Below are 13,063 nucleotides of genomic sequence, written 5' to 3' on the forward strand. Positions count from 1 at the left end.
AGACCTGAAAATTAAGCCCATCTGAAATCAGTTGGGTTTTTTTGTTCTACAAAAATAACATTTACTAAATTTACACTTTAATAAACTCTATTTTAATGAATCTCAATCTTAAAAAACCAATCTGTTTTTTCGATCTAGAAACAACAGGAATAAATATATCAAAAGACAGAATCGTAGAAATTGCGATTTTAAAAGTATTTCCTGATGGTAAGGAAGAATCTAAAACATGGTTGGTAAATCCAGAAATGCCTATTCCGGCAGAAGTTACAGAAATTCATGGTATTTCTGATGCAGATGTTGCAGATGCACCAACTTTTAATGTGCTGGCAAAAGACGTGTATGGTATGATTAAAGATTCCGATCTAGGAGGCTTTAACTCTAATCGTTTCGATATTCCGCTTCTTGCAGAAGAAATGCTTCGTGCAGATATCGATTTTGATATGAAAAGTACTTTAGCTGTAGATGTGCAAACTATTTTTCATAAAATGGAACAACGTACATTAGTTGCTGCATATAAGTTTTACTGCGGAAAAGATTTAGAAAACGCACATAGTGCAGCTGCAGATACATTAGCGACTTACGAGGTGTTAAAAGCTCAGGTAGAAAAATATGAAGAATTAGAGAATGACACGAAGTTTCTTTCTGAATTTAGTAGCAGAAAACAATTTGCCGATTTTGCAGGATTCATAGCTTTTAATAAAGAAGGTGAAGAGTGTTTTGCTTTTGGAAAACATAAAAATAAACGTGTTTTAGATGTCTTAAAAGACGAACCTGGTTATTTTGGATGGATCTTAAATGCAGATTTTCCATTGTATACCAAAAAGGTGTTAACGGCAATTAAACTAAGAGGGTTTAATAATAAATTGAGTTAATTTTTAAGTTTATCACGTATGAAACTTATTTGTATAGGTAGAAATTATACCGAGCATATTGAAGAATTAGAGAACGAAAGGCCTACAGATCCTGTTGTGTTTTTGAAACCGGATACGGCAATTCTCTTAAAAAAGCAACCTTTTTTTATTCCAGATTTCTCTAATGATGTGCATTATGAAGTTGAGGTTTTAGTTAAAATCAATAAAGTAGGGAAGTACATCGATAAGAAATTTGCACATAAATATTACGATGAAATTGGTTTAGGAATCGATTTTACCGCGAGAGATTTACAGGCAAAATTAAAAGCAAAAGGATTGCCTTGGGAAAAAGCAAAAGCTTTTGATGGCGCAGCGGTTATAGGAAAGTGGTTACCTAAGAATGAAATTTCAGATGTAAATCAATTAAATTTCTCATTAAAAAAGAACGAAAACACTGTCCAAAACGGGAATACGAGTCACATGCTCTGGAAAATCGATGAGTTGATAGAATGTGTTTCAAAATATTTTACTTTAAAGATAGGAGATGTTATCTTTACCGGAACACCAGCTGGTGTAGGTCCTGTATCTACAAACGACGTATTAAAAGGATTCATAGAAGATAAAGAAGTATTTTCAATAACAGTAAAATAATATGGAACAACATTATAAATTAGATAGAGTTAGAGAATTAGCAGATAACGATCAAGACTTTATTAATGCCTTAGCTTTAACTTTTTTAGAAGAAGTTCCAGAAGACCTTATCGTTCTAAAAAAAGCTGTAGCAGAAAAAGACTATTATAACACCTACCAAATGGCTCATAAATTAAAGCCAACAGTAGATTTGTTTGAACTTGGAGTTTTAGAAGATGTAATTGTAGTGCAAGACTGGGGGAAGTTAGAGCAAAAAGATATAGATATTACACCTATTTTTGATAAAGTAATTGTTGCCATCGAATCAGCAGTTTCAGAAATTAAATCAGATTTCGATATTTCATAATGCAAGCAGAAATAATTACTATTGGCGATGAGATTCTTATCGGCCAAATTATAGATACAAACTCCGCTTATATCGCGAAAGCGCTTAATAAGATAGGGGTTTCGGTGTATCAAATCACCTCAATACAAGATGATAAAACGCATATTTTAAAAGCTTTAAAAGAGGCTGAAGGCAATGCAGATATTATTATCATTACAGGTGGTTTAGGACCCACAAAAGACGATATTACAAAGCATACACTTGCCGAATATTTTAATGATTCGTTAGTGTTAAATCAAGATGTTTTAAAACATGTCGAGCATATTTTTGCTAGATATTCGTCTAATCCCATTTCGCAATTAAACGTAAATCAGGCTTTAGTGCCTTCTATGGCTACTGTTTTACATAACGAATATGGAACAGCTCCAGGAATGTGGATAGAGCATAATTCTAGGGTTTTTGTCTCGCTTCCGGGCGTGCCTTTCGAAATGAAAGAATTAATCGATATTAGTGTTTTGCCACGTATTCAAAGTAAATATAAATGTCCGTTTATCATGCATAAAACGTACTTAACTTATGGTTTGGGAGAAAGTGCATTGGCAGAACGTATTGAAGCTTGGGAAGATGCGCTTCCTAAACATATTAAACTAGCTTACCTTCCTAATTTAGGAAAAGTAAGATTAAGATTGTCTGCTAAAGGATTTGATAAAAATGCTATTGTGTCTGAAATGGATAGGCAAGAGCAATTGTTAATGCCTCAAATTAAAGATATCTTTATGGGTATTGAAGGTTTTGAGGATACTTTAGAAGAACAAATAGGAAAAACATTAACTATTTTAGGGCAATCTGTAGCTACTGCAGAAAGTTGTACGGGCGGTAGAATAGCAGAACAGTTTACTTCGCATCCGGGCGCATCGGAATACTTTAAGGGGAGTGTAGTAAGTTATGCTACACAAGCTAAAATTGATGTTTTAAATATCCCTGAAGCGCTTATTTTAGAACATTCAGTAGTTAGTGCAGCTGTAGCAGAAGCAATGGCTATGCAAGCTTTAAAAATGTTTAAAAGTGATTATGCCATTGCAACAACAGGTAATGCAGGTCCCAGTAAAGCGACAGATAAAGAAGAATTAGGAACTGTTTTTATAGCAATTGCTTCAAAAACAGGTGTGTATTCCGAGAAATTTAATCTTGGAGACTTAAGAATAAAAGTAGTTAATAAGGCGGTAGACAAGGCTTTAGAGATGCTTCAAAAAGAAATTTTAAAAAATAGATAATAATTAAATTGTTATAATGTAAATAATTAGTATATTTGCACCTCGTTTTGAAATAACAATATTAAAGTTTAGAAAGAATGTCAAGAGTTTGTGAACTTACAGGTAAGAAGGCAATGGTAGGGAATAATGTATCTCACGCTATGAATAAAACTAAACGCAGATTTGATGCGAATTTAGTTAAAAAGCGTTTTTACATTCCTGAAGAAGATAAGTGGGTAACTTTAAAAGTATCTACATCAGCATTGAAAACCATCAACAAAATAGGAATTTCAGCTGCTATAAAAGAAGCTAAATCTAAAGGGTTTTTAAAATAAGCCTCTTATAAAATAATAGAACAATGGCAAGAAAAGGAAACAGAGTCCAAGTAATATTAGAGTGCACAGAGCACAAAGAATCTGGGGTAGCAGGAACTTCTAGATATATTACTACAAAAAACAAGAAAAATACTCCGGATAGAATGGAAATTAAAAAATTCAATCCTATCTTGAAGAAAATGACTGTTCATAAAGAAATAAAATAATTGAGTCATGGCAAAGAAATCAGTAGCAACATTACAAACAGGATCTAAAAGATTATCAAAAGCTATAAAAATGGTAAAGTCTGATAAAACAGGCGCTTACACTTTTGTAGAAGCGATCATGTCTCCTGAACAAGTAACAGACTTCTTGAATAAAAAATAATTATATTTTTTATCAGAAAAGATAATTAAAGCTGCTTTCTATTAAGAAAGCAGCTTTTGTTTTATATTTACATTTAAAATAGTGACAAAATTTCAGCTTTTTTTAATTAGGCAGGCATTTTGTATTAAGAGTTTTAAGAGTTGCTATCCTTTTAGGTTAGTATAACCATACTTAATTGCATAAATTCTAAATAATATCCGATGAGCTTTTTTAAAAAAATATTTTCTTCAGAGAAAAAAGAAACTTTAGACAAAGGGTTAGAAAAATCTAAGTCTAGTTTTTTTGATAAATTAGGTAAGGCTGTCGCTGGAAAATCTAAAGTAGATGACGACGTTTTAGATAATCTTGAAGAAATTTTAGTCTCTAGTGATGTTGGTGTAAATACAACTTTAAAAATTATCGATCGTATTGAAGCTCGTGTAGAAAAGGATAAATACCTTGGAACAGCAGAGCTTAATAAAATTCTTCGTGAAGAAATTGCAGGTTTGTTATCTGAAACAAATTCTGGAGAAGAGACAGAATACACAATTCCAGCCAATAAAAAACCGTATGTCATTATGGTAGTTGGTGTAAATGGAGCTGGTAAAACGACTACTATTGGTAAATTAGCATATCAGTTTAAAAAGAAAGGACTTAAAGTCGTTCTTGGAGCAGCAGATACATTTAGAGCAGCAGCGATAGATCAATTACAAGTATGGGCAGATCGTGTTGATGTTCCTATTGTAAAACAAGAAATGGGAAGTGATCCTGCTTCTGTGGCATTTGATGCTTTAGAATCTGGAGTGTCTCAAAATGCAGATGTTATTATAATTGATACCGCTGGACGTTTACATAATAAAGTTAATTTAATGAATGAATTAACTAAAGTAAAACGTGTTATGCAAAAAGTGGTTGGAGATGCACCTCACGATGTATTGTTAGTCTTAGATGGTTCTACCGGACAAAACGCTTTCGAGCAAGCTAAACAATTTACTGCAGCAACAGAAGTTACTTCGTTAGCCGTTACTAAATTAGACGGAACAGCAAAAGGTGGAGTTGTAATTGGTATTAGCGATCAGTTTAAAATTCCTGTAAAGTATATTGGAGTAGGTGAAGGTTTAAACGATTTACAAGTATTTAATAAATATGAATTTGTAGATTCTTTCTTTAAGTAAGAATCTTTATATATAACTTATTAAAAAGTCTCGATAAATTTAATTTATCGAGGCTTTTTTGTTTTTATTAATATGTATTCAATTCTTTAATCCTAAATCATTATGTATCTTTGCACACTGAAATTTTGATATGAGAACGAAATCACTTAAAAAGAATAAAATCAACGTAGTAACTCTTGGTTGTAGTAAAAATGTTTACGACAGTGAAGTGTTAATGGGACAGCTTAAAGCTAGTGGCAAAGATGTTGTGCATGAAGAAGAAGGTAATATTGTAGTGATTAATACCTGCGGATTTATTAATAATGCTAAGGAAGAAAGTGTGAATACTATTTTAGAATTCATGCAAAAAAAAGAAGATGGAGATGTAGATAAAGTATTCGTTACAGGATGTTTGTCTGAGCGTTATAAACCAGATTTACAAAAAGAAATCCCTAATGTTGATGAGTATTTCGGTACCACAGAATTACCAGCTTTATTAAAAGCATTAGGAGCAGATTATAAGCACGAATTAATTGGAGAACGTTTAACAACAACACCAAAAAATTATGCCTATTTAAAAATTGCTGAAGGTTGCGATCGTCCATGTTCTTTCTGTGCAATTCCTTTAATGCGTGGAAAACATAAATCTACGCCTATTGAAGATCTTGTTACTGAAGCAGAAAAACTTGCAGCAAAAGGAGTTAAAGAATTAATTCTTATCGCTCAAGATTTAACATACTACGGATTAGATATTTATAAAAAACGTAATCTTGCAGAATTACTTGAAGCTTTAGTAAAAGTAGATGGTATTGATTGGATACGTTTGCATTATGCATTCCCTACAGGTTTCCCTATGGATGTGTTAGATGTTATGAATCGCGAACCTAAAGTTTGTAATTATTTAGATATTCCGTTACAACATATTTCAGACCGTATTCTTAAAAGTATGCGCCGTGGTACGACTCAAGAAAAAACCACGAAGTTATTAAAGGAATTTAGAAAAGCAGTTCCAGAAATGACTATCCGTACTACGCTTATTGTAGGATATCCTGGAGAAACAGAAGAAGATTACCAAACGCTTAAACAATGGGTTCAAGACATGCGTTTTGAACGTTTAGGATGTTTTACATATTCTCACGAAGAAAACACACACGCTTATAATTTAGAAGACGATGTTCCGGAAGATGTTAAGCAAGAACGTGCTAATGAGATTATGGAAATTCAATCGCAAATTTCTTGGGAATTAAATCAAGCTAAAATCGGACAAGAATTTAAAGTGGTTATAGACAGAAAAGAAGGTAATTACTTTGTTGGACGTACCGAATTTGATTCTCCAGATGTAGATAACGAGGTTTTAATTGATGCAACAGAAACTTATTTAAAAACAGGTGAATTTGCTCAAGTTATTATTACAGAAGCAGCAGATTTTGATTTGTATGCAGAAGTTGTAAAATAGAAAAAAATAAAAGAATAAAAAGGTGTTTCAATGTAAGTTGAAGCACCTTTTTTCGTTTAAAAGGATATTGTTGTATAAACAACAATCTTAACTAATTTTTTAGAATTGAAAATTCTAATATCTGTATATTTACAATAAATTTAAACATTTATGCCAACCGACTGTATTCCGTTTAGAGACACCCATTATTTTTCATCATTAATTTGCGACTACTTAGATCAAAAGCCGGAATTAGAACAATTTTATAATCGTTTTCCAAAACTTGAAAATTTTAAAGCGCAAATAGAAGAAAAATCAAATTTTAAAGGGATTTCTCAAGCACACAGGCGCGTTTTAGCATCTGTTCTAGAGCAGCAATATGCAGATATTAAGATATCAGAGGCTACGCGTTTAAATATATCGCTTTTAAAAGAACCGAATACGTTTACAATAACTACGGGGCATCAATTAAACCTGTTTACAGGACCTCTTTATTTCTTGTATAAAATTGTATCAACAATAAATTTAACTAAAGAATTAAAGGTTAAATATCCTAATCAGCATTTTGTACCTATCTATTGGATGGCGACAGAAGATCATGATTTTGATGAAATTAATTACTTCAATTTTAAAGGAAAAAAAATACAATGGAATAGAGAAGATGGCGGAGCTGTTGGAGAATTTTCTACAGAAGGCTTAGACCATGTTTTCGAATTATATTCTAAAGATTTAGGTATTGGTAAAGCCGCAGACGAATTACGCGCATTGTTTTCTGATGCGTATTTAAAACACGATAACCTTGCAGATGCCACTAGATATTTAGCAAATACACTGTTTTCAGATTTAGGATTGGTTATTATAGATGCAAATCAAACCGATTTAAAGCGTGCTTTTATTCCGTATATAGAACAGGATATTTTATCGCAAACATCTTCTCAGGAAGTTTCTAAAACAAATACATTACTTTCTCAAATTCCCGATACAGATTATAATATTCAGGTTAATCCTCGAGAAATTAACTTGTTTTATTTGTCTAAAAATAGTCGCGAACGTATCGTTTTTGAAGACGATATTTATAAAGTAATCAATACAAAAACGACGTTTACTAAAGACGAAATTTTAAAAGAAATACATGAGTTTCCGGAACGTTTTTCTCCCAATGTAATTATGCGTCCGTTATATCAAGAGGTTATTTTACCTAACTTATGTTATATTGGAGGAGGAGGAGAATTGGCATATTGGCTTCAGTTAAAAGCATATTTTAAAGCTGTACATGTGCCTTTTCCTATGTTACTTTTAAGAAATTCAGTATTACTTAAAACACAACAGCAAACAAATAAATTAGAAAAGTTAAACATCTCAAATCGAGATTTGTTTTATAAACGAGAGACTTTTATCAACAAAAGGGTGAGACGTATATCTAATATAGACATCGATTTTTCATTTCAAAAAGCATTACTTCAACAACAATTTGAAAATATGTATGCTTTAGCAGAACAAACAGATGCTTCTTTTTTAGGCGCTGTAAAGGCTCAAGAACGTAAGCAAATCAAAGGTTTAGAGCATTTAGAGAAAAGATTATTAAAAGCTCAGAAAAAGAAATTAGCAGATCAAGTTGCACGAATAACAGATTTACAAAATCAATTATTTCCTAACCAAAGTTTACAAGAACGGGCTGTTAACTTCTCTGAATTATATCTGGAGTTTGGAGACCAATTAATCCCGAAGTTAGTGTTAAATTTGCAACCATTGAAACAAGAATTTTTAATACTTAATTTGTGAAAAAGAGCATGCATAAAGTAGATTTTGATTTGGTTGAAATGACCTTGGATGTCATGAAATATGCCATAGAAAGAATTTCTACCACAGAAAGAAAAATAGGTAAGCCTAAAAAAGCCGAAGAGTTAAAAGCTTTAGTTGGAGAAACGATTACTAATAAAGGAATTGGAGGAGAAGTTGCTTTTAATTTATGGAAAGAACATTTAGAAAAAGTTAATGTTCCTATAGATCATCCTAGAAATCTTGCTTTTGTTCCTGCAGCACCAACACGAGCTGCAATTATGTTCGATTTGGTAACTTCTGCATCGAGTATTCATGGTGCATATTGGATGGAAGGCGCTGGTGGAATTTTTTGTGAAAACGAAGCCATGAAATGGATTGTATCTTTAACAGGTTTACCTGAAGGTGCTTTTGGAGTATTTACCAGTGGTGGTACCGCAGCAAACCTTTCTGCAATTGTTACAGCCAGAGAATATTGGAGAAGTTTAGATCAAGCACACCAAAACGAAAAAGGATTAATTATAACCTCAATAGGTGCGCATTCTTCTATTAAAGCGATGGCTAAAGTCGCAGATATAGATGTGTTTTTAGTAGATTCTGAAGACCGATTAGAAGGCGCTGCATTACAAGAAACTATTGCTAATTTATCTCCAGAACAACGCAAACGTTTATTTGCTGTTGTTGCAACGGGAGGAACAACTAATGCTGGAATTATAGACGATTTAGCCGGTATTTCTGCAATTTGTAAAACCGAAAACTTATGGTTGCATGTAGATGCTGCTTATGGAGGAGGTGCTTTAGTGGCCGATTCTGTTAGACATTTATTTAATGGTATAGAAAATGCAGATAGTATTACAATAGATCCTCATAAATGGATGTTTTCTCCATACGATTGTGGTGCTGTATTATATAGAGATCCGCAATTAGCAAAAAATGCACATTCACAACAAGGCTCTTATTTAGATATTTTTAAAGATGAAGGTGCTCACGGATTTAATCCAACAGATTACCAAATACAATTAACACGTCGCGTGCGCGGTTTACCTTTATGGTTTTCTTTAGCAACCCACGGTACAGATCGTTATAAAGAAGCTGTAGAACGTGGTATAGAATTGGCACAAATTGCTGGCCGATTAATTACAGCACATCCAAATGTAGAGTTAGTTCGCGAACCAAGTTTATCTTGTGTTTTATATAGAAGAATAGGGTGGAAACCTGAAGATTATACACACTGGACTTACGAAAATCATGAAAAAGGATTTGCGCTTGTTACGCCATCTAAATGGAAATCTGGAGATACTTACGAAACGATTTCTCGTTTTTGTTTTATAAATCCAGACACTACAGAACAAGATATTGTAGAAATTTTGAAAACAATGGAATAAAGTTTGCTTCAAACTTTTTAGATAAAATATAAATATTAATTTTGCGCATGCAACACGACAAGGTATTAATTTTAGACTTCGGATCGCAATACACACAGCTTATTGCCCGTAGAGTTCGAGAACTCAACATTTACTCCGAAATACATCCATTCAATAAAATTCCAAAAGACATAGATAGCTACAAAGCCGTTATACTTTCTGGAAGTCCAAACTCCGTAAGAGGAGAAGACGCTTTACATCCAGAATTAGATAATATTCGTGCTAAAAAGCCATTATTAGCAGTATGTTATGGGGCACAATATTTAGCACATTTTTCAGGTGGTGAAGTTGCTCCGTCTAGTACACGCGAGTATGGACGTGCAAACTTGTCTTATATAAAAGACAATGAAGTATTTTTTGAAAATATTTCTGAAGGAAGCCAAGTATGGATGAGTCATAGTGATACCATTAAAACACTTCCTACAAACGGTGTTTTAATTGCTAGTACAAGTGATGTTGCAAATGCTGCATATAAAATTGAAGGAGAAGACACGTATGCCATTCAGTTTCATCCAGAAGTGTATCATTCTACAGATGGAAAACAATTACTAGAAAATTTTTTAGTAAAAATATCAGGTCTTAAACAAGACTGGACACCAGATTCTTTTGTAGAAGAAACAGTAGACGCGATAAAAGCTAAAGTAGGAACAGATAAAGTTGTTTTAGGATTATCTGGAGGTGTAGATTCTACTGTTGCAGCTGTACTTTTACATAAAGCAATAGGAGAAAATTTATATTGTATTTTCGTAAATAACGGTTTGCTTCGTAAAGACGAATTCCACAGTGTTTTAAAACAATACGAAGGCATGGGCCTTAATGTAAAAGGTGTAGATGCTTCTAAACGTTTTCTTGATGCTTTAGCAGGAGTAGAAGATCCTGAGAAAAAACGTAAAGCTATCGGGAATGCATTTATTGAAGTTTTCGATGATGAATCTCATAAATTAACAGATGTTAAATGGTTAGCACAAGGAACTATTTATCCAGATGTAATTGAAAGTGTATCTGCTACAGGCGGACCTTCTGCAACAATAAAGAGTCATCATAATGTAGGTGGATTACCAGACTTTATGAAACTTAAAATTGTAGAACCTCTTCGTGCAATCTTTAAAGATGAAGTAAGACGTGTTGGTGCAACTTTAGGAATAGATCCAGAGTTATTAGGACGTCATCCTTTTCCAGGACCAGGACTTGGAATTCGTATTTTAGGAGATGTTACTGCAGAGAAAGTACGCATTTTACAAGAAGTAGATGCTATTTTTATAGATGGATTAAAATCATGGGGCTTATACGATAAAGTATGGCAAGCCGGAGCGATGTTATTACCTGTTAATAGCGTTGGTGTTATGGGAGATGAGCGTACTTACGAAAAATGTGTTGCTTTAAGAGCTGTAGAAAGTACAGATGGTATGACTGCAGATTGGGTAAATTTACCTTACGAGTTTTTGCAAAAAACATCTAACGATATAATAAATAAAGTAAAAGGTGTTAATAGAGTCGTGTACGATATTAGCTCGAAACCACCAGCAACTATTGAGTGGGAATAGAATTTTAATAAATCAGTTTTTTTCGAAATTAAACCATATTGAATGAAAAAGTTTTTAGTCGTTTTTGTATTACTTTTAATGGTGACTAGCCATGTCTTTGCTCAAAATTATAAGACACATAAAGTAAAACAAGATGAGAAAATAGAAGATATTGCTAAAGTATATAATATTACTGTTAGCGATATATATACCTTAAATCCTGATGCTAAAAATGGATTAAGAACCAATATGGTTTTAATTCTCCCTAAAGAAGCACAAGCAGAATCATCTACGGTTAGAGAAATTACAGGATATAAACAACACCGTGTAAAACGTAAACAAACGCTTTACGGTATTGCTAAAGATTATAAAGTTAGTGAAGACGAAATTAAAAAGGCAAATGCTTTCTTATATTCAGAACCTTTAAAAAAAGGAACTAAAATTAGAATTCCAATCTTTGAAACGAAACAGGTTTTAAAAGAAACAGAAACTCCTGTAGATTTATCTAAGACATACGTCGTATTGCCAAAAGAAGGAAAATGGCGTGTGGCGTATAAATTTGGTATTAGTGTTGAAGAATTAGAGGCTTTAAATCCAGATATGGCTGAAGTTTTAAAAGTAGGAGATACTATAAACGTACCTAATATTCCTGATACTAAAGAAAAAGCAATTGAAGATAAATACGGTTACTACGAAGTACAACCTAAAGAAGGATTTTACCGTTTAAAAGTAAAATTAGGTTTAGAGAAAGAAGAACTTGAAGCTTTAAATCCAGAGTTAGTAGGTTCAGACTTAAAAGTAGGAATGGTACTTCGAGTTCCAAAAAAGGGACATAGTGGTGTGCCAGGAATGATTTCTGAAAATCATTTAGCAATTTCAAATTTATCTAAAGGCAACTTTAGTTCAGACATAAAGCATATTGCTATTTTAATGCCGTTTAAATTAAATAATGTGCATCCTGAATCTACAGAAAGTACAATGAATAAGATTCGTACAGATAGTTATTTAAATTTTGCTTTAGAATTTCAATCGGGTGCTTTAATGGCTTTAGATTCTTTAAAGAAATTAGGCCTATCTGTAAAGGTTGATGTTTACGATTCTGAAAATAAAATAAGTACAATTAGCGACTTAATAACTAAGCACAATTTTAAAGATTTAGATGCTGTTATTGGTCCGTTGTCACAAACTAGTGTAGAGTATGCTGCAGAGAAATTAAGTACATATAACGTACCTGTAGTTTCTCCAATTACTAAAAATGTAGTACTAACAAATAATACGTTTCAGTCGCGTCCGTCAGAAGACTTATTAAAAGATAAAGTTTTAAATTATTTTAAAGAACGTGATAGTTTAATTAATACAATTTTAATTTTCGATTCTAAAAGTGAGCCGCAAAATGCAGCATTAAAAGCTGCTTTTTCTGACGCGCCTGTGGTTAGATCTCGTAAAGATAAAAAAGGTAAAGAAGCTTACTTTATACGTATAGAAGATATTTCAAGACACCTTAAACCTGGTAAAAATGTAGTCTTCTTAGAAACAGCATCTTCAGGTTTTGCTTCTAATGTTGTAAGTAATTTAAATACTTTAAATTCTGATAAGATTGAAATTGTTTTGGCAACTACAAACTTAAATAGTGCTTTCGAGAATAGTGAAGTTTCTAATCATCACTTATCTAATTTACATTTTCACTTTGCTTCTGTATCTAAATCTTTCGACGATAATTTAGGAAATGGTTTTGTAAAACGATATACATCTAAGTATGGTGCAACACCAACTAAAATTGCAGTAAGAGGATTTGATGTTACTATGGATGTGGTATTAAGATTAGCAACATCAGAAAATTTATACACATCTACTTTAGATGCACCTTTAACAGAGTATATTGAAAATAAATTCGAATACAAAAAGACGCCATTTGGAGGTTATTATAATGATACTGTGTATTTATTAGAATATAATGATTTAAAAATTGTTGAAGTAAAAAACTAAAA

At 32.5% G+C, this 13,063-nt stretch carries 13 protein-coding genes; all 13 read left to right on the forward strand.

Features of this window, described 5'->3' with window-relative positions:
• The first annotated feature begins 95 nt into the window (after window positions 1–95).
• The 13 genes from GQR95_RS09555 to GQR95_RS09615 all read left to right on the forward strand — a co-directional run bounded on the left by GQR95_RS09555 (window position 96) and on the right by GQR95_RS09615 (window position 13,061).
• A complete protein-coding gene (locus tag GQR95_RS09555; RefSeq protein ID WP_159022958.1) occupies window positions 96–872 on the forward strand; it encodes a 3'-5' exonuclease in 777 nt (258 codons plus the stop codon).
• 18 nt (window positions 873–890) lie between these two features.
• A complete protein-coding gene (locus GQR95_RS09560; protein WP_159022959.1) occupies window positions 891–1,502 on the forward strand; it encodes a fumarylacetoacetate hydrolase family protein in 612 nt (203 codons plus the stop codon).
• Between the two features lies 1 nt (window position 1,503).
• Entirely contained in the window at window positions 1,504–1,848 is a 345-nt protein-coding gene (locus GQR95_RS09565) for an Hpt domain-containing protein (protein ID WP_159022960.1), read from the forward strand.
• Window positions 1,848–3,101 carry a CinA family nicotinamide mononucleotide deamidase-related protein gene (locus GQR95_RS09570; RefSeq protein ID WP_159022961.1) on the forward strand — a complete coding sequence of 418 codons (1,254 nt, stop codon included), beginning with the start codon at window positions 1,848–1,850 and terminating at the stop codon, window positions 3,099–3,101. Before GQR95_RS09565 ends, GQR95_RS09570 begins: the two co-directional genes overlap by 1 nt.
• 77 nt (window positions 3,102–3,178) lie before the next feature.
• Window positions 3,179–3,415: a 50S ribosomal protein L28 gene (gene rpmB / locus GQR95_RS09575; protein WP_038527816.1), complete on the forward strand. Its 237-nt coding sequence runs from the start codon at window positions 3,179–3,181 to the stop codon at window positions 3,413–3,415.
• Window positions 3,416–3,438: 23 nt separating this feature from the next.
• Complete coding sequence (gene rpmG / locus GQR95_RS09580) at window positions 3,439–3,621, forward strand: 50S ribosomal protein L33 (protein WP_159022962.1); 183 nt, start codon at window positions 3,439–3,441, stop codon at window positions 3,619–3,621.
• A 7-nt stretch (window positions 3,622–3,628) separates the two neighbouring features.
• Window positions 3,629–3,781, forward strand: coding sequence for a DUF4295 domain-containing protein (locus GQR95_RS09585; RefSeq protein ID WP_159022963.1), 153 nt, complete (start codon window positions 3,629–3,631; stop codon window positions 3,779–3,781).
• Between the two features lie 200 nt (window positions 3,782–3,981).
• Window positions 3,982–4,935 carry a signal recognition particle-docking protein FtsY gene (gene ftsY / locus GQR95_RS09590; RefSeq protein WP_159022964.1) on the forward strand — a complete coding sequence of 318 codons (954 nt, stop codon included), beginning with the start codon at window positions 3,982–3,984 and terminating at the stop codon, window positions 4,933–4,935.
• A gap of 130 nt (window positions 4,936–5,065) precedes the next feature.
• Window positions 5,066–6,370, forward strand: a complete 1,305-nt coding sequence (gene rimO, locus GQR95_RS09595; protein ID WP_159022965.1) for a 30S ribosomal protein S12 methylthiotransferase RimO — start codon at window positions 5,066–5,068, stop codon at window positions 6,368–6,370.
• A gap of 150 nt (window positions 6,371–6,520) precedes the next feature.
• Entirely contained in the window at window positions 6,521–8,131 is a 1,611-nt protein-coding gene (gene bshC / locus GQR95_RS09600; RefSeq protein WP_159022966.1) for a bacillithiol biosynthesis cysteine-adding enzyme BshC, read from the forward strand.
• Between the two features lie 8 nt (window positions 8,132–8,139).
• Window positions 8,140–9,513 carry an aminotransferase class V-fold PLP-dependent enzyme gene (locus GQR95_RS09605; protein WP_159024270.1) on the forward strand — a complete coding sequence of 458 codons (1,374 nt, stop codon included), beginning with the start codon at window positions 8,140–8,142 and terminating at the stop codon, window positions 9,511–9,513.
• A 47-nt stretch (window positions 9,514–9,560) separates the two neighbouring features.
• The gene (gene guaA, locus GQR95_RS09610; protein WP_159022967.1) at window positions 9,561–11,096 is read left to right on the forward strand and encodes a glutamine-hydrolyzing GMP synthase; all 1,536 of its coding nucleotides are present in this window, start codon (window positions 9,561–9,563) and stop codon (window positions 11,094–11,096) included.
• A 42-nt stretch (window positions 11,097–11,138) separates the two neighbouring features.
• The gene (locus GQR95_RS09615) at window positions 11,139–13,061 is read left to right on the forward strand and encodes a LysM peptidoglycan-binding domain-containing protein (protein WP_159022968.1); all 1,923 of its coding nucleotides are present in this window, start codon (window positions 11,139–11,141) and stop codon (window positions 13,059–13,061) included.
• The last annotated feature ends 2 nt before the right edge of the window (window positions 13,062–13,063 follow it).

Origin of the sequence: Formosa sp. L2A11, assembly GCF_009796865.1 — a bacterium.
Lineage (GTDB): Bacteria > Bacteroidota > Bacteroidia > Flavobacteriales > Flavobacteriaceae > Formosa.